17 protein-coding genes are annotated in these 15,654 nt (G+C 76.7%); 9 read left to right on the top strand and 8 right to left on the bottom strand.

What is annotated here, in order from left to right; genetic code table 11:
- Positions 1–45: 45 nt before the first annotated feature.
- Both G9H72_RS13120 and G9H72_RS13115 read right to left on the bottom strand, forming a co-directional pair.
- Positions 46–1,197, bottom strand: a complete 1,152-nt coding sequence (locus G9H72_RS13120) for a S8 family peptidase (protein WP_166171699.1) — start codon at positions 1,195–1,197, stop codon at positions 46–48.
- A gap of 217 nt (positions 1,198–1,414) precedes the next feature.
- Complete coding sequence (locus G9H72_RS13115; RefSeq protein ID WP_166171697.1) at positions 1,415–1,603, bottom strand: hypothetical protein; 189 nt, start codon at positions 1,601–1,603, stop codon at positions 1,415–1,417.
- 144 nt (positions 1,604–1,747) lie between these two features.
- Between G9H72_RS13115 and G9H72_RS13110 the strand changes: the two genes are divergently transcribed.
- Entirely contained in the window at positions 1,748–2,047 is a 300-nt protein-coding gene (locus tag G9H72_RS13110) for a hypothetical protein (protein WP_166171254.1), read from the top strand.
- Between the two features lie 16 nt (positions 2,048–2,063).
- On the opposite strand, the gene sepH is transcribed toward G9H72_RS13110, so the two are convergent.
- The 3 genes from sepH to G9H72_RS13095 all read right to left on the bottom strand — a co-directional run bounded on the left by sepH (position 2,064) and on the right by G9H72_RS13095 (position 5,858).
- The gene (gene sepH, locus G9H72_RS13105) at positions 2,064–3,017 is read right to left on the bottom strand and encodes a septation protein SepH (protein ID WP_166171695.1); all 954 of its coding nucleotides are present in this window, start codon (positions 3,015–3,017) and stop codon (positions 2,064–2,066) included.
- 119 nt (positions 3,018–3,136) lie between these two features.
- A complete protein-coding gene (gene murD, locus G9H72_RS13100; RefSeq protein WP_166171693.1) occupies positions 3,137–4,504 on the bottom strand; it encodes a UDP-N-acetylmuramoyl-L-alanine--D-glutamate ligase in 1,368 nt (455 codons plus the stop codon).
- Positions 4,494–5,858: an endonuclease domain-containing protein gene (locus G9H72_RS13095; protein ID WP_166171691.1), complete on the bottom strand. Its 1,365-nt coding sequence runs from the start codon at positions 5,856–5,858 to the stop codon at positions 4,494–4,496. Before G9H72_RS13095 ends, murD begins: the two co-directional genes overlap by 11 nt.
- 68 nt (positions 5,859–5,926) lie before the next feature.
- Between G9H72_RS13095 and pgeF the strand changes: the two genes are divergently transcribed.
- Positions 5,927–6,766 carry a peptidoglycan editing factor PgeF gene (gene pgeF, locus G9H72_RS13090; protein WP_166171689.1) on the top strand — a complete coding sequence of 280 codons (840 nt, stop codon included), beginning with the start codon at positions 5,927–5,929 and terminating at the stop codon, positions 6,764–6,766.
- Between the two features lie 41 nt (positions 6,767–6,807).
- On the opposite strand, the gene G9H72_RS13085 is transcribed toward pgeF, so the two are convergent.
- A complete protein-coding gene (locus G9H72_RS13085) occupies positions 6,808–8,058 on the bottom strand; it encodes an MFS transporter (protein WP_166171687.1) in 1,251 nt (416 codons plus the stop codon).
- Positions 8,059–8,165: 107 nt separating this feature from the next.
- On the opposite strand from G9H72_RS13085, the gene G9H72_RS13080 reads away from it, so the two are divergent.
- Both G9H72_RS13080 and G9H72_RS13075 read left to right on the top strand, forming a co-directional pair.
- Positions 8,166–9,239: a ferrochelatase gene (locus G9H72_RS13080; RefSeq protein ID WP_331272272.1), complete on the top strand. Its 1,074-nt coding sequence runs from the start codon at positions 8,166–8,168 to the stop codon at positions 9,237–9,239.
- A 4-nt stretch (positions 9,240–9,243) separates the two neighbouring features.
- Positions 9,244–10,071, top strand: coding sequence for an inositol monophosphatase family protein (locus G9H72_RS13075; protein WP_331272271.1), 828 nt, complete (start codon positions 9,244–9,246; stop codon positions 10,069–10,071).
- A gap of 10 nt (positions 10,072–10,081) precedes the next feature.
- Here G9H72_RS13075 and G9H72_RS13070 read toward each other — a convergent pair whose 3' ends face one another.
- Positions 10,082–10,609: a gamma carbonic anhydrase family protein gene (locus G9H72_RS13070; RefSeq protein WP_166171685.1), complete on the bottom strand. Its 528-nt coding sequence runs from the start codon at positions 10,607–10,609 to the stop codon at positions 10,082–10,084.
- A gap of 295 nt (positions 10,610–10,904) precedes the next feature.
- On the opposite strand from G9H72_RS13070, the gene G9H72_RS23025 reads away from it, so the two are divergent.
- Both G9H72_RS23025 and G9H72_RS13060 read left to right on the top strand, forming a co-directional pair.
- On the top strand, positions 10,905–11,204 hold the full coding sequence (locus G9H72_RS23025) for a DUF4193 domain-containing protein (protein ID WP_166171683.1): 300 nt from the start codon (positions 10,905–10,907) through the stop codon (positions 11,202–11,204).
- Positions 11,192–12,004 carry a hypothetical protein gene (locus tag G9H72_RS13060; RefSeq protein ID WP_166171681.1) on the top strand — a complete coding sequence of 271 codons (813 nt, stop codon included), beginning with the start codon at positions 11,192–11,194 and terminating at the stop codon, positions 12,002–12,004. Before G9H72_RS23025 ends, G9H72_RS13060 begins: the two co-directional genes overlap by 13 nt.
- A 51-nt stretch (positions 12,005–12,055) precedes the next feature.
- Here G9H72_RS13060 and G9H72_RS13055 read toward each other — a convergent pair whose 3' ends face one another.
- Positions 12,056–12,511 (bottom strand): DUF3093 domain-containing protein, encoded by a 456-nt coding sequence (locus G9H72_RS13055; RefSeq protein ID WP_166171679.1) that lies wholly within the window; start codon positions 12,509–12,511, stop codon positions 12,056–12,058.
- Positions 12,512–12,600: 89 nt separating this feature from the next.
- Here G9H72_RS13055 and G9H72_RS13050 point away from each other — a divergent pair, with 89 nt between their 5' ends.
- The 3 genes from G9H72_RS13050 to G9H72_RS13040 are packed head-to-tail and all read left to right on the top strand — an operon-like array spanning position 12,601 to position 15,650.
- Positions 12,601–14,262, top strand: coding sequence for a DUF885 domain-containing protein (locus tag G9H72_RS13050; RefSeq protein WP_166171677.1), 1,662 nt, complete (start codon positions 12,601–12,603; stop codon positions 14,260–14,262).
- Between the two features lie 36 nt (positions 14,263–14,298).
- A complete protein-coding gene (dut, locus tag G9H72_RS13045) occupies positions 14,299–14,823 on the top strand; it encodes a dUTP diphosphatase (RefSeq protein ID WP_166171675.1) in 525 nt (174 codons plus the stop codon).
- A 5-nt stretch (positions 14,824–14,828) separates the two neighbouring features.
- Positions 14,829–15,650, top strand: coding sequence for a DUF3710 domain-containing protein (locus G9H72_RS13040; protein ID WP_166171673.1), 822 nt, complete (start codon positions 14,829–14,831; stop codon positions 15,648–15,650).
- Positions 15,651–15,654 lie beyond the last annotated feature (4 nt).

The following is a 15,654-nucleotide window of genomic DNA, read 5'->3' as shown; positions in this document are numbered from 1 at the left end:
ATCCTCCCGTCAGCGTAGTGCCGCCGACCTCCGGCGCCACCGCGCTCACGGCTGCGGCTCGCCGAACCGTGCGAGGGCCTCGGCCCGCGCCTGGGCGGGGGAGCGGCCGGCCTGCCGAGCCACCGCGATGTGCGCGGCCACGTGCGGCGCGGCGAACGACGTGCCGCTCCACTCGACGTAGCCGTCCAGGCACTTCTCGTCGATGTCGAGGCGCGGCAGCTCGCTGTCGTCGCGTCGGGTGACGAAGGTGGTGGGGACCCGCGTCCCCGGAGCCCAGGCGTCCACCCAGGGGCCGGAGTTGGAGAAGGGGGCCGGGCGGTCGCCGTCGAGGGCGCCGACGCCGAGGACGTCGTCGAGCGCGGCCGGGAAAGCGGGCCGGGTCGACGCCGCGTTGCCCGCCGCGGCGACGACCACGGTGTCGGGGCCGAAGGCCGCGATCTCGCGGGCGATGCTGGGCGGGGCCGCGTTGTCGTGGGTGTAGCAGGACAGGCTCAGGTTGACGACGTCGACGGCGCGGCCGCTGCGCGCGGCGTGGGCGCGCAGCCTGCTCAACGCCTCGGCCACCGCCACCTCGTCGCTCACCCCCGCCGAGTCCAGCACCCGCCCGACCAGCAGGTGGGCGTCAGGGGCGACGCTGCGCACCACACCGGCGACCGCGGTGCCGTGCCCGGCCTGGGCGTCGAGGTCGTAGTCGTTGTCGACGTCCAGCTCGTCCCAGGCATCGAGCCCGTCGACCTGCTCCCAGCTGCCGGCCGGGAACCAGGGGTGGCCGTGCGAGATGCCCGTGTCGAGGACCGCGACCGTGCTGCCCGCCGTCGCAGTGGCGCGGGACGGGCCCGGTGCAGCGAGCGCCGGTACCGGGCGCGGCTTGTCCGCCGGCCCGCCGCTGTAGAACGGCGCGCCGAGCACGAGGTGCACCGGGCGTACGGGCAGCTGCTGCTCGCGGACGAACTCGCTGATCTGGTCGCCGCGGTCGAAGCCCCGCACCCGTACGCGGGCCAGGCCGAGGTGGCCCAGGTCCTCGACGCCGCCGGCGTAGCGACCGCGCAGCGCCGAGGCCAGCTGGCCCGCGGCGGCCGGAGGGACGACGAGGGCGTCGCGCCGGACCACGGCGGCGTTCTCGCTCGCCTCGCCCACGACGACGAACTCGTCGTGCGTGCGCAGGATGCGCTCGAGGCGGAGTGCCTGGTCGACCATCTCGTCGGCCCCTTTCGACCGTTCGGTGCTGCAGTTGCCAGCGGTGCCTCGCGGGCTGCAGCCCGCCTCTGCAGCAAAGGAGCCTGCCGGGGTGGTGCTGATACACCCCCGCGGCGGGGAAGTTGGCCACACCCGGAGGCGGCCGTACCGACACGACGGCCCGCGAGCGGAACCCCCGTTCCCGCTCGCGGGCCGTCCTCGGCTCGAGGTGGGCCGGTCACGCCCCCCAGCGAACGAGCAGCCGCTGCCTGCGGCGAGCCCGTGCGGCCACACCCCGACGGATCGCGTCCCGCCGCAGCTCCGCCTCCAGGTCGTCGTCCAGCGGGGCACGCCCGCCGACCGCACGACGGCCGACTGCGAGCCCGTCGCCGGCACCGCTGCCGTCCGGCGCTGTACGCAGTGCCACCGGCTCCCCTCCTGGTCGCGGCGCGGCGGAGCTGCCGGCGCCATCCGGAGAGGGAGAGCGGGCAGGGGCGTGGCGTGATACGCCCCTGCCCGGGGCTCCGTGGACAGGACGCGTAGCCCGCGGCCGACCGGGCAGAGTCCGGGCATGTCGATGATGGAGCCGTTCACGCCGCGTACCGGGACCGAGCGCGAGGGCCGACCTGCCGCGGCGGACGTGGGCACGGGGGCCGGGCCCGCCGAGGGGCACGGCGTGCGCGCGGAGGAGCCGGACGTGACGGGACCGGAGCGGGCCGTGCCGGCCGCGGACGAGCCGGCCCTCGAGCAGCGGCTGGAGGAGGAGCGCGGCCACGAGCCCCTGTTCCGCCCGCCGGCGGACGCGGCGAGCGCGACCGGTGAGGAGCTGCACCAGGCGGTGGAGAACGCCGCCCGCGCCGCCGGCCGGTAGCCGGCGGAGGCGCGGATCAGTCCTTGGGGCGGGTGCCGAACAGGATCTCGTCCCAGCTCGGCACGGAGGCGCGCGAGCCCGGCTTGACGCCGTCGGCCAGAGCCTGGCGGTCGGTGCTGCCGGTCAGCCGGTCGCCCTGGGCGGACGCCCGCCGGGCGCGACGGCCGGCCCGGCGGTCCCGGCGGGGCAGCGGCTCGTCCCGGGCCTCGGCGTCCGCCTCGCCCGCGACGGGCTGGGGCTCGTCGCGCACGGCCGCGGCCGCCTCGTCGTCCAGGTCGTCGGCGGCCGGGAGCAGGCCCGCGTCGAGAGCGGCCTCGCCGTCGAACACGTCCTCCACCGGGTCGGTGCCGGCGATCCGCGGCACGAACGGCCGGCGGACGGGCTCCTCGCCCAGCAGCCACCGGGCCTGGTCGTCGTCGGGCACGACGCTGCGGGTGGCCGGGTCGAAGGTGAAGTGGCCCCGCGAGGGGCCGGCCCCGGCCGCGAGCGCGACGGCGTGCGCGGTCGCATGGGCGGCCTCGACGGTCCAGCGGCCGTCCTCGCGCCGCCAGGCGTCCCAGCGCAGCGTGCGCAGGTCGACGCCGGCGGCCTCGAGCCGCGCGGTCACCACGTCCACGAGCACCGATGCCTCCGGTGCGCCGGCGCGCCGGGCCGCGGCGCCCTGGGCCATCTCGGCGACGTGCTGGCGCTCGGCGAGCACCGGGCCGGCGTAGCGGCGGACCCGCTCCAGCGACACCCCGGTCTCGGTGGAGAGGGCCTCGGGCGACTCGCCGGCGCGTACGCGGGTCTGGATCTCGCGTGGGCGCAGCTCACCGGTCTCGATCTGCAGCTGTCCCAGCCGGGAACGGTCGCCCCGGACCGCGGCCGTCAAGGCCTCGTCGACGGGCAGGGAGTACTGCTCGCCCTTCTCGTCGGCGAGGACCAGGAAGGCCCCGTCGTCGCTGACGGTGACGAGCCGAAGGTCGAGCATCCGGTCCCTCCGGGGGTGCTGGGGCAGCGGCGGCCGGACGGCGCCACGAGCCGGGGGCGCCGCAGGCCGAGTGGGGCAAGCCTGCCACGAGGGGCGGGCGAGTTCGTGTTGCGACGCGGCTATCGCCCGGCATCCGGGCGCGCGGCGGCTCCCGGCGCGGGCACGGCGGCCGCGAAGGCGGCCGCGCGCTCGCGGTAGTCCCGGAACCTGTCGAAGCTCGGGGCGGCCGGCGAGAGCAGCACGACGCCGCCCGGGCCGGCCCAGCGCGCGCCCTCCGCCACTGCCGCCGCGAGACCGTCGCACGAGCGCACCTCGAGCCGGCCGGGCGTGGCGCGGCCCGCGGCCGCGGCAGCGATGCGCGGGCCGGTCTCGTAGACCGCGAGCACGAGCGTCGGGGCCTCCCGCTGGGCCAGCCCGGCGGCCAAGGGCTCGTAGTCGATGCCGCGGTCCTGACCGCCGGCGACGAGCGCGACCCGTCGCCCGGGAAAGGCCTCGACCGCCGCGAGGGTGGGCAGCACGTTGGTCGAGAGACTGTCGTCGACGAAGTCCACCCCGTCGACGCTCGCGATCACACGCAGCCGGCTCTCCAGTTGCTCGAACCCCTCCGCGGCCCGGCGCAGCGCCCCGTCGTCCTCGGCGCCGGCCACCCCCAGCGCCCGCAGGCAGGCGCGCGCGATCAGCGCGTTGCGCCGGTTGTGCGCCCCGAGCAGGCCCAGTGGCTCCATCCAGGTGGCGCCGGGGTCGTCGTCGGCCCCGACCCACTGCACCCGCGGCCCGAGCAGGGCGCGCCGCTCGCGCAGCAGGTCGCTGTCGCCGTTCGCCACGGTCAGGTCCGCGCCGGGCTGCGAGCACGCCGACAGCTTGTCGCGGTAGTAGCCCTCGACCCCGCCGTGCCACGGCAGGTGGTCCGGGTGCAGCGAGGTGACGGCGACGACGGGGGGCGTCACCGCCAGGTCGGTGGCCTGGTAGCTCGACACCTCGAGGACCCAGGTGTCGAAGCCCTCCACGACGGTCGGGTCGTACGGCGGCTGCCCGATGTTGCCCGCGACCAGGCAGCGGCGGCCCAGGCCGCGCAGCAGGTGCCCCAGGACGGCGCTCGTCGTGCTCTTGCCCTTGGTGCCCGTGACGAGGACGACGCGCGACCGGTCCGCCTCGGCGAGCCACATCCCCAGGCCGCCCACGAGCGTGACCCCGTCGCGGACGAGCTGCTCGGCGGCGGCGCTTCGCCGGCTGATGCCGGGGCTCTTGACGACCACGTCGCACCCGCGCAGGGCGTCCAGCCCGCCGTCCGCCGTCCCCAGCACCGGTACGCCGTCCACGGCGCCGCTCGGACGGTCGTCCACCAGCGCGACCGGCTCGACCCCTAGCGATGCGAGCCGGCGCAGCGTGGCGACGCCCTCGACCCCCAGCCCCCACACCCCGACCCGGCGGCCGGGCAGGTCCTGCCACCCGAGGGCCGGGCGCCCGGCCGGGAAGTCAGCGGCCATAGGGCGAGGGGACCGGCGTGGAGCCCAGCGGCCGGAGCAGGGCGGCGTCGTCCGGCCGGCCCGGCAGCGCGGCGACCTCGGCCGCGAGCGCCTGCAGCAGCGGGGTCCCCGCGCGGTCGGGGCGCTCCGCGGCGAGCAGCAGCGCAGCGCGCGACTCGTTGACGTCGCCGACGCACTCCCACGGCTTCGCGTCGGGCAGCGTGGCGACCAGCGCCCGGAAGCGGTCGGCCAGGCGGTCGTCCGCAAGCGGCTCGCGCCCCCCGAAGACCGCGGCCAGGGCTGCCGGCGGCACGAAGGGCGCCAGGACCAGGTCGATGAAGGCGCACTTGTCGCACTCGCCGCACCAGGTCTCCCAGCGCCGGGAGCGGTCGATGGCGAAGGCGCGGTTGCAGCTGCGGAACGTGGAGTGGTAGGCCGTCAGCTCGGCGAAGCGCCGGGCGATCCACAGCTCGCTGTAGTCCCGCAGCGCGGAGAAGTAGGCGAAGCCCGGCCCGACCGCGTCGGCGAGCACGCCCTGGAACGCCTGCTCGAACTCGGCGCTCTTGGACCACTGGTGGTTGACGGCCCGGCCGTGGACCTCGAGCGTCGGCACGGAGGCGGACCACTCGTTCGACATCACCACCGCGTCGCGGCCGTGGAGCACCGCGCAGAGCACCGCGACCGCGGACAGCACGCCCGTCACCGGCACGTGGCCGTTGAGGAAGCCGAGCTCGCGCGAGCGCAGCACGTCGGGGTCGATCTCCCGCTCGGCGCGCAGCACCGGCAGGCCGGTGACGGCGGCGGGCTGCTCGATGGCGTCGAAGCGGTCGCCCGGCCGGTTGAGCACGAAGAGCGCCGCACCCGGGAACCGCGGCGTGAGCATCTCGACGGTGACGATGGAGTCGATGCCACCGCCGAAGGGGATCAGCGGGCGGCCGGCCGCGGGGGAGTACGCCGCAGGGGCCGGCTGCTCGAGGCGAGGCCCCTCGAAGCTCAGCCCGCTCAGGTCCAGCCCGTTGCGGTAGGCGAACTCACCGAGCCCCTCGACGTAGAACGCGCGCAGGAAGTCGCGCTCGCGGTCGGTGAGCGCGGTGTCCCCCAGGTCGACGACGGGAGGCGCGCCGGTCTTGTAGTACGAGACCGCGGCGAGCAGGAAGACGAGCCGGGCCGCGGCCGCCACCTCCGGCCGGTCCCAGCCGGTGGCGCCCGGCACGGCCACCCGCTCGGTGAACGCCCGCCCGTCGAGGGAGTAGCGGCAGACGACGGCGCCGGCCGCGGCGTCGATCTCGAAGCCCTCGTAGCGGAAGCGGGCACCGCGCACGGGCGTGCCCTGCGGGGAGGCTGCGGCGGGAGCGGGTGCGGCGGGTGTGGACATCGCGCCCGAGGCTACCCGCGGGCCGCGCCCGGCGGCTGCAGCCGTGCACAGGCCCGTAGCCTCGCGCAGTGAGCACAGCGGGCACGGCGGGCACGGCGGGCATGGAGCGGCGCGACCCGGGCGGGCTGCCGGCGTACGCCTGGCCGGCGCTCGACGGCACCGGCGTGGAGGCGTACGTGAGCACCCGCGCGGGCGGGGTGTCGACCGGCTCCTACGCCTCGCTCAACCTCGGGCTCCATGTCGGCGACGACCCGGTGGCCGTGGTCGAGAACCGGTCCCGGCTCGCCCGTGCGCTCGGGGTCGGGCTGGGCGACCTGGTGTTCAGCGACCAGGTGCACCAGCCCCACGTGGCGGTGGTCACCGAGGCCGAGCGGGGGCGCGGTGCGCGCGACACGGCCGACGCGCTGCCGGCGACCGACGCGGTCGTCACCGCCGTGACCGGCTTGGTGCTCGTCATCCAGGTCGCCGACTGCGTCCCGCTGGTGCTCGTCGACCCGGTACGCCGGCTGCTGGCCTGCGTGCACGCCGGCTGGGGCGGCACGGTCCGTGGCGTCACCCCGGCCGCGGTCGCCCGCCTGGTGGAGCTGGGCAGCGACCCGGGCGACGTCGTCGCCGCGATCGGGCCCTCGATCGCCCCTGAGGCCTACCAGGTCGGCGCGGACGTCGTCGCGGCCGCCGAGGCGGCGCTCGGCGCGCACGCGGGCGAGGTGGTGCGGCCGGACGGCACGGGGCGCTGGAGCTTCGACCTGTGGGCGGCCAACCGGCTGCAGCTGGTGGCGGCCGGCGTCCCGGCGCGCAACATCGCCCTCGCCGGCCTCGACACCGGCCCGGGCACGCCGTTCTTCAGCCACCGCCGCGAGGGCCCGACCGGCCGGTTCGCCGTGGCCGCCCGGCTCACGACGGCCTGACGGGCCGGCGGGGGGCTGAAGCCCGCGTCGGGTCGGCGGGCTCAGGGCGGGCTGACCGGTGCCCCGCCCGCCACGGCGCGCACCGCCGCCGGCCGGGCAGCGGCGGCGGCCCGGGTGAGCATCGGCGCGCAGACCAGCGCGAGCAGCGCGCTGCTCGCGCCCGCCCCCGAGCAGACCCACAGCGCGGCCTGCGCGCCGTGGGCGTCGATGAGCGGCCCGGCGACCGCGCCGGCGGCGGCCGCGCCGAACGTGATGCCGGTCGTCACCCAGGTCAGGGCCTCGGTGCCCTTGCCCACGGGCGCGAGCTCGCCGGCGAGCGCCAGGCCGCTGATGATGCTCGGCGAGATGGCGAAGCCCGACGCGCAGAGCAGCGCGGCGAGCACCCAGCTCTCGGAGGCGAACGGGAAGGTCAGGCTGGCCGCCCCGAAGGCGACGGCGGCCACGAGGAACCTGCGCACGAGCGAGGACCGCCAGTGCAGCACGCCCCAGACCAGCCCCGACACCATGCTGCTCACCGCGAAGGCGCCGAGCACCCATCCGGCCGCCGACGGCTGCCCCCGCTCCTCGGTGAAGGCGACCGCGATGACCTCGGCCGCCCCGAAGACGCCGCCCATGAGCAGGAACACGACGGTCAGCAGCGCGAGCGGCGGGCGTCCGATGACGGTGCCGGCCGGCTGGTCGGCGGTCGCGGGGTGCGGCGGGGGCTCGGTGGCCCGCTGCCGGGCGAGCGCCGAGGTGCCGAGGAGCAGGGCGGCGACCGGCAGCAGCACGCCCGCCACCGGGTCGACCTGGGTCGCGAGCAGCGTGACGCCGACCGGCCCGAGCACGAAGATCAGCTCGTCGAGCGCCGACTCCAGCGAGTACGCCGTATGCAGCAGCGCCGGCCGGCCGGCCAGGACGTGGGACCAGCGCGAGCGCACCAGGCTGCCCGGCTGGGCCGTGGCCGACCCCGCGAGGGCGGCCAGCAGCAGCAGCACCGGCAGCGGCAGGTCGGCGAGGGCCGCGGACACCAGCCCCACGAGCGCGGCCGCGCGTACGAACGGTGCCCGCCGCAGCACCCAGCCCTGCCCGCGCCGGTCCGCGGCGCGGCCGATGAACGGCGCGCTGGCCCCGGTGCAGACGGCGAGCACGGCGGACACGGCGGCGGCCGAGGCGTACCGGCCGGTCGTGGACTCGACGAGGAACAGGACCGCCAGCGCCTCCATCGAGATCGGGAGACGGGCCAGGAACGCCGCGGCGGAGAACCCGCGGGCGCCGGGCACGGCGAGGACGTCGCGGTACGGGCCGAGCATTTCGCTCACGTTACGTCCGGGCGCCGACAGCGGGCGAACGAGTTCCCGCCGGACCCGGGCACCGCCTCGGCGCGCGGCCGTCGGCGGCGGCTGCGAGGATTCCGGACGTGCATGGACCGTACGACGCCCTCCTTCTCGTCTCCTTCGGCGGCCCCGAGGGGCCCGACGACGTCATGCCGTTCCTCGAGAACGTCACCCGCGGGCGCGGCATCCCGCGCGAGCGGCTGCTCGGGGTGGCCGAGCACTACCAGCACTTCGGGGGTGTGTCCCCGATCAACGAGCAGAACCGCGCGCTGCTGGCCGCGCTGCGCGACGAGCTGGACCGTCAGCACGTCGAGCTGCCCGTCTACTGGGGCAACCGGAACTGGGGCCCCTACCTCACGGACACGATGGCCGAGATGGCCGACAAGGGCCACCGGCGCGTGCTCGCGCTCGTGACCAGCGCCTACTCCTCCTACAGCGGCTGCCGGCAGTACCGCGAGGACCTCTACGCCGCACGCGAGCCGCTCGGCGACCGGGCGCCGCAGGTCGACAAGGTGCGTCACTACTTCGACCACCCGGGCTTCATCGGGGCCACGGCCCGCGCGGTCGTGGACGCGCTGGAGCAGGTGCCCGCGGGCTCTCCGGTCGCCTTCGTCACCCACTCGGTGCCCGACGCGATGGACGAGGTGAGCGGGGCGCCCTTCGGCGGCCACATGTACGTCCGGCAGCACGAGGCCGTGGCCGCGATCGTCGCCGACCGGGTGCAGGCGCAGACCGGCCGGCGCATCGCGCACGAGCTCGTCTACTGCTCGCGCTCCGGCCCGCCGACCCAGCCCTGGCTCGAGCCGGACGTCAACGACCACCTGCGCGCGCTCAAGGAGGCCGGCGCCCCCGGCGTCGTCGTGGCCCCGATCGGGTTCGTCAGCGACCACATGGAGGTCAAGTTCGACCTCGACACCGAGGCCGCGGAGACCGCCGAGGAGATCGGCCTGCCGTTCGCCCGCGCCGCGACCGTCGGCACGGACCCCGAGTTCGTCTCCGGGCTCGTCGACCTGATCAAGGAGCGGGCCGCGACGGAGTCGGGCGCGGCGGTCGACCGGGTCGCGCTGTCGCCGGTCGGGCCGTGGCCGGACGTCTGCCCGGCCGGCTGCTGCGCCAACCTGCGCGCCTACAAGCCGACCTGCTGCGGGGAGGACTGAGCACGTGAGCGACCAGCCCGCCGAGCTGCTGGACCTGCAGGAGCTCCTCGCCGTCGCCACCGAGGCCGCGGCCCGCGCGTCCCGGCTGCTCGTGGACGAGCGGCCCGCCGACCTCGGGGTCGCCGCCACCAAGTCCAGCCCCACCGACCCGGTCACCGAGATGGACCGGGCCTCCGAGCGGCTGGTCGTGCAGACCGTCCTGGCCCGGCGCCCCGGCGACGGGTTCTTCGGGGAGGAAGGCGCCGACCGGCCCGGCACCAGCGGCGTCGTCTGGGTGATCGACCCCATCGACGGGACCGTCAACTACCTCTACGACCACCCCTTCTGGGCGGTGAGCGTGGCCGCCGAGCACGCCGGGGAGGCCGTCGTCGGCGTGGTGGCCGTGCCCGCCCTGGGGGAGACCTTCTGGGCCGTCCGCGGCGGCGGGGCCTTCCTGTCCTCGGCGGCCGGTGACCGCCCGCTGCGCGTCAACCCGGCGGTCGGGCTGGACCGGGCGCTCGTCGGCACCGGCTTCGGCTACGCCGCCGAGCGACGCGCGCGGCAGGGGGCGATCGTCGGGCAGCTGCTGCCGCAGGTGCGCGACGTGCGACGCGGCGGGTCGGCGGCCTTCGACCTGTGCTGCCTGGCCGCCGGGCGGCTGGACGCCTACTACGAGCGTGGCGTGCAGCGCTGGGACACGGCCGCCGGCGCGCTGGTGGCCCGTGAGGCCGGGGCCGTCGTCGGGGGCGTGCGGGGTGCCCCCGCCTCCTCGGAGCTGACCGTGGCCGCCGCGCCCGGCCTGTTCGACGAGCTGGCGGCGCTGCTCGCCGAGCTCGGCGCGGACAGCGACTGAGGGAGCGGGCTCAGCGCTCGGGGTCGAGCCGGCGCAGGCCCCGGGCGTACCTGCGCCCGTTGGCGACGTAGCGCGCGACGTTGTCGGCGAAGGCGCCCTCCGCGACGGCGTCCGGGCGGACGCGCGCGGGGACCCCGAGCGCCATGGCGCGGGCCGGGACCTCGAGCCCGCCGGGGACGACCGCGCCGGCGGCGACGAGCGCGCCGCGGCGTACCACCGCGCCGGGGAGCACGACCGAGCCGGAGCCGACGAGGCACTCGTCCTCCACGAGGCATCCCTCCAGGTGGGCGACGTGGCCGATGACGCAGTCGCTGCCGATGCGCGTGGGGTGCTCCCCGGTGACGTGCACGACCGCGCCGTCCTGCACCGAGGTGCGCTCGCCCACGGTGATCCGGCCGTAGTCTCCGCGCAGCACCGCGCCGGGCCAGACCGTCGTGCCGGCCCCGATGCGCACGGCGCCGATGACGACGGCCTCCGGGGCCACGAAGGCCTCGGGCGACACGTCGGGGACCAGGTCGTCAAGGGCGTACACGGCCACGGCTACTCCTCCTTGTTCGGGGCATATCGGGGGTTCTTCCGCAATTTCCGGCAACCAACGGTTGAACGCTTCTCGAGCCGGGGACCGGACGGAGCGATCTGACTGCGCGTGCTCGCCCGGTCACGGTTCGGCGAAATCCACATGTGTAACCCGACTGTGGCACCATCCCTCACCGACAACGGCGGAGGGGCGGGCACAAACCGCGCCCGACGAGCGTTGCTGGGGACCGCGACGGCAGGAGCGTCCACGTCGCGCAAGACACGAGGGCGGGAAGCCGCCCGGAGGGGCGAGGACAGTGGCGACCGACTACGACACCCCACGCAAGACCGACGACGAGGTCGGCGAGGACAGCATCGAGGAGCTGAAGGCCCGCCGGCAGGACAAGGGCGCGAGCACGGTCGACGTGGACGAGGCCGACCTGGCCGAGTCGCTCGAGCTGCCCGGGGCCGACCTGTCCAACGAGGAGCTCAGCGTCCGGGTCCTGCCGCGGCAGGCCGACGAGTTCACCTGCTCGCGCTGCTTCCTCGTGCACCACCGCAGCCAGCTGGCCAAGGACGACGGCGTCCAGCTGGTCTGCAAGGAGTGCGCGGCCTGACCCAGCGCATGCAGGACAGCGGGGCGCCGGAGGCGGCGCGCGGGAACTCCGACGGCACCGAGCAGCGGCCCTCCGTCGGAGCCGAGCTCGTGCGCGTCGTCGTGGCGGCGCAGCAGGACGAGCAGCAGGACCGGGGCGAGCGGGCCCGGCAGGTGGGGCGCCTCGCGGCCGCCCTGGCCACTTCGGCCCGCGCGGCGGGCGCTCGTGCGGTGCTCGGCGGGCGTTGGCTGGTCGACCAGCTGCTCGAGGCCGCGCCGCGCATCCCCGTGCGGGACCGGGAGACGCTGCGCGCCCACCACCCCGGGCTGGCCGACGACCGGATCGCCGAGATCCTCATCCGCACGGCCGCCCGCTCGACCGCAGCCATCGGCGCGACCGGGGGCGCGGTCATGGCCGGCTCGTGGGCGCTGCCGCCGTCGGTGCTGCTCTCCGCGCCGGTCGAGGTGGCGACGGAGGCGCTCGCGGTCGCGGCGGTCGAGGTCAAGCTCGTCGCGGAGCTGCACTCCCTCTACCTGGTCAGCCCCCCGGGCGCGGGGGCGCAGCGGGCCGCCGGCTTCGTGATGGCATGGGCCGCCGGCCGCGGCATCGACCCCCGCGACCCGCGCTGGATGAGCTCGGCGGTGAGCAGTGCGGCGAAGGCGCAGATCCGGCGCCGGATGGCCGGGCGTGCCGCCCGCGGCGCGACGACTCTCGGCCCGCTCCTCACCGGCGCCGTTGCCGGCGCCACCGTCAACAGCCGGGCCACCCGCTCGCTCGGCTCGCGGGTCCACGCGGACCTGCGCCGCCAGGCCGGGCGCTGACCGGGCGCTGCCAGCCCCCGTCGGTCGCGCTGGACGGCACGGCAGCCGCGGTCAGGCCGGGCGCGCCCCCGCCCGGGCCGCGTCGATCGCGGCCGCCAGCTTGGCCGGGTGGCGGGTCGCGACATACCAGTAGGGCGTCGGGTCCTCGGGGTCCAGCACCTCGACCCGCACCGCGCCGCGCACCCACGGCCGGATCAGGTGGTACGCCCGCGGCTCGATCCCCGGGCCGCGCAGGTGGGCGGCCGCCTCGTCGTCGAGGGCCTCGGCCGGCCCCAGCAGCGCGGCCGGGATGTGGGCGCGCCCCGCGCGCAGCTCGCCGTCGCGTACGGACACCGGCGCGGCCCAGGACCGGATCAGCAGCCCGACGGCGAGCGCGACGACCAGCACGACGAGCACGACGCCCCAGGACGGCAGCACGACCGCGGTCACCGGCGCGGTGCTCGCCGCCAGCAGCAGCCCCACCAGCCAGACGCCGGGAGGGGCGGAGAGACGCTCGTCGTGAACCACGCGCCCATCCTCCCAGGCCCCCCGGCCGGGTGGGCCGCGTCACCCGCCCGCGCCCGCTGCGCCTCCCGTCCGCTGGGTACGGTTCCCCGGTGCCCGTGCCGACCGGTCCGCGTCCCTTCGACGCCCTCGCCGCCCAGCTCGTCGCCGACACGCTCGAGGCCGCGCCCACGCTCGGGACCGCGGTGGGGCTGACCGAGTACGACGAGAATCTGCCGGACCTGTCCGCGGAGGCCGTGGCCGCGCGCGAGCGCCGCGAGGACTCCTGGCTCGACCGCCTCGACGCGCTGGCCGCGCCGGCGGCGGACGCCGAGCTGCTGCCCGAGGAGCGCGTCGACCGCGACCTCGCCCGGATGCGGCTGCGCGGCGCGCGGGTCATGCGCGACTGGGCCGAGTGGCGTCGCAACCCCGATCAGTACGCCGGCACCGCCCTGCAGGGCGTCTTCGGGCTGCTGCTGCACCGGCTCCGCCCCGAGGCCGAGCTGGCCGACGCCGTCGCCGCCCGGCTGCGGGCCGTCCCGCGCCTGCTCGAGCAGGGCGCCGCGAACCTCGACCCCGGCCTGGCGGCCCCGCAGCTGCTGCGCCGGTCCCTCGGCATGGTGGCCGCGGGCGTGACGTACGCCAGGGCCGTGGCCGGCGAGCTGCCGGAGGCGTACCGGCCGGCGGTCGCGGAGGCGGGCGAGGCGGCCGCGGTGGCGTTCGAGCGGTTCGGCGCGGTGGTGGAGGACCTCGCCGGCCGGGCGACGGGCGGCTGGGCGATCGGCGAGGAGCGCTACGACGCGCTGCTGCGGCAGGCCGAGGGGCTCGGCTACGGCGCCCGCGAGATGCGCGACAAGGGGCAGGCCGCGTACGACGAGATCGCCGCGGACATGCGCGCGATCACCCGCGGGCTGCGCGGCGACGACGACTGGCGCGCCGCGGTAGAGCAGATCAACGAGGACGCCCCGGCGACCCCCGAGGAGATGCTCGAGCGCTACCGGGAGGCGACGGCCGCGGCGCGCGCCTTCTGCGTCGAGCGCGGCCTGGTCACCATGCCGGCGGGCGAGCGGTGCGAGGTCGTGCCGAGCGCGCCGTTCAACCGGGCGTCGCTGGCGGTGGCGCACTACGTCGCGCCGCCGCCGTTCGCCGGCCGGGGCGTCGGCCACTTCTTCGTGCCGTACCCGCCGGACGGGGCCCCGGCCGAGCAGGTCCGGCAGCGGCTGATGACCAACAGCCGCGAGGGGCTGTGGGCGATCGCGGTCCACGAGGCCTACCCGGGCCACCACTGGCACTTCGCCACCGTCGCGGCCAGCCGGCTGCGCCCGCTGCGTGGCGTGCTGGGCTCCACCTACTTCGTCGAGGGGTGGGGCTTGTACACGGAGGAGCTCATGCGCGAGCAGGGGTTCTACGCCACGCCGCAGCAGGAGCTCGCCCAGCGGGACATGCGGCTCTTCCGCGCCTCGCGCATCGTGGTGGACACCTCCCTGCATCTGGGCGAGATGACCGTCGAGCAGGCGGTCGAGCACATGTCGACCAAGTCCTCGCTCTCGCTTGAGACCGCGCGGGCCGAGGTGCTGCGCTACTGCGCCTGGCCGACGCAGGCGTCGTCCTACCTCACCGGTGCGCTGGAGATCCGCCGCATGCGCGACCGCTGGCTCGCGGAGGGCCGCGGAACGCTGCGCGAGTTCCACGACGGGGTGGCGGCGTCGGGGCGGATGCCGATCAGCCTCGTCGAGCGGACCGTGTTCGACGAGGCCGCGGAGGCGGCCGCGTGACGGCCCGTCCGACGCGGGGCAGGTAGGGTCCGGCCGATGCGTGCGAACGAGGAGCTCGGGGCCGGGCCGGTCGACGTGCTCGTCCAGCGGCTGGACGAGGCGCTGCCGCTGCCCTCGTACGCCCATCCCGGCGACGCCGGCGCCGACCTCGTCACCGCGGTGGACGCCGTGCTGGCCCCGGGGGAGCGCGCCGTGCTGCCGACCGGTGTCGCGATCGCGCTGCCCGACGGGTTCGCCGCCTTCGTCCACCCGCGCAGCGGCCTCGCGGCCCGCCTGGGCGTCGGGCTGGTCAATGCGCCGGGCACCATCGACGCCGGCTACCGCGGGCAGGTCGCCGTGGTCGTCGTCAACCACGACCCGCGCGAGACCGTGCACCTGCGCCGCGGTGACCGGATCGCGCAGCTCGTGGTGCAGCGGGTCGAGCGCGCGGTCTTCCACGAGGTGCGGGCGCTGCCGGGGGCGGCTCGCGGCACCGGCGGCTTCGGCTCCACCGGCGGCTTCTCCGCATCCGGCGGCGACGCCGGGGCGGACACGTCAAGCGGACAGATTTCGGAAGGGTGAGTCGAGTGTTCGGTCGAGGCAAGCGCTCCCGTCGCGGAGCCGGCGTTGACGCGGCCGACGGGCTGGCGGACGACGTCCAGGCGATCGACGAGGAGGCCTCCGCGCAGGACGTCGCCGAGGCGGACTCGTTGGACGAGAGCGTCCCCGGCGAGCGGTCCCAGCAGGGCGCCGGTGCGGGGGGCTGGCGGGTCGACGGCCCGTGGGACGAGTCCGAGGTGGGTGACCCGGCCGACGGTGGCCGGCGGGTCGACCTGGGCGGCATGTGGCTTGCCGGCCGCCCGGGCGTCGACCTGCAGGTCCAGGTCGACCAGAACTCCGGGTCGGTCGAGGGCGTGACGCTCGTGACGGGGGAGAGCGGGCTGGAGATCCGGCCGTTCGCCGCCCCCCGCACGCTCGGCATCTGGGAGGAGGTCCGTGAGGAGCTGACCCAGAGCCTGCAGCAGCAGGGCGCCCAGGTGCAGCCCGGGGACGGGCCGTTCGGGCCCGAGGTGCGCGCGCTGCTGCCCGTGCAGCTGCCCGACGGTCAGCAGGGCGTCCAGCCGCTGCGCTTCCTGGGCATCGACGGCCCGCGCTGGTTCCTCCGCGGAGTCGTCTCCGGCCGCGCGGCCGTCGAGCCGGGCGCGGCCGCGGACCTGGAGGAGATCTTCCGCGACGTGGTGGTCGTGCGGGGCAAGGACCCGATGGCTCCTCGCGAGCCGCTCCCGCTGCGGCTGCCGCCGCAGGCCGCCGCCCCGGAGGCGGTCGAGGAGGGCGCGCAGGACGAGGAGCAGGCGCGCGAGCTGCCACAGCTGCCCGAGCGCGGCCCGGAGATCACCGAGACGCGGTGACCGG

This window comes from Motilibacter aurantiacus (genome assembly GCF_011250645.1).
Classification (GTDB): Bacteria; Actinomycetota; Actinomycetes; order Motilibacterales; family Motilibacteraceae; genus Motilibacter_A; species Motilibacter_A aurantiacus.
This window is presented reverse-complemented; position numbering and strand designations above follow the sequence as displayed.

Coding starts and splice junctions, on each gene's coding strand:
- G9H72_RS13120 (WP_166171699.1), bottom strand. CDS start 1,197: ATGGTCGACCAGGCACTCCGCCTCGAGCGCATCCTGCGCACGCACGAC.
- G9H72_RS13110 (WP_166171254.1), top strand. CDS start 1,748: ATGTCGATGATGGAGCCGTTCACGCCGCGTACCGGGACCGAGCGCGAG.
- sepH (WP_166171695.1), bottom strand. CDS start 3,017: ATGCTCGACCTTCGGCTCGTCACCGTCAGCGACGACGGGGCCTTCCTG.
- murD (WP_166171693.1), bottom strand. CDS start 4,504: ATGGCCGCTGACTTCCCGGCCGGGCGCCCGGCCCTCGGGTGGCAGGAC.
- G9H72_RS13095 (WP_166171691.1), bottom strand. CDS start 5,858: ATGTCCACACCCGCCGCACCCGCTCCCGCCGCAGCCTCCCCGCAGGGC.
- G9H72_RS13085 (WP_166171687.1), bottom strand. CDS start 8,058: ATGCTCGGCCCGTACCGCGACGTCCTCGCCGTGCCCGGCGCCCGCGGG.
- dut (WP_166171675.1), top strand. CDS start 14,299: ATGCGTGCGAACGAGGAGCTCGGGGCCGGGCCGGTCGACGTGCTCGTC.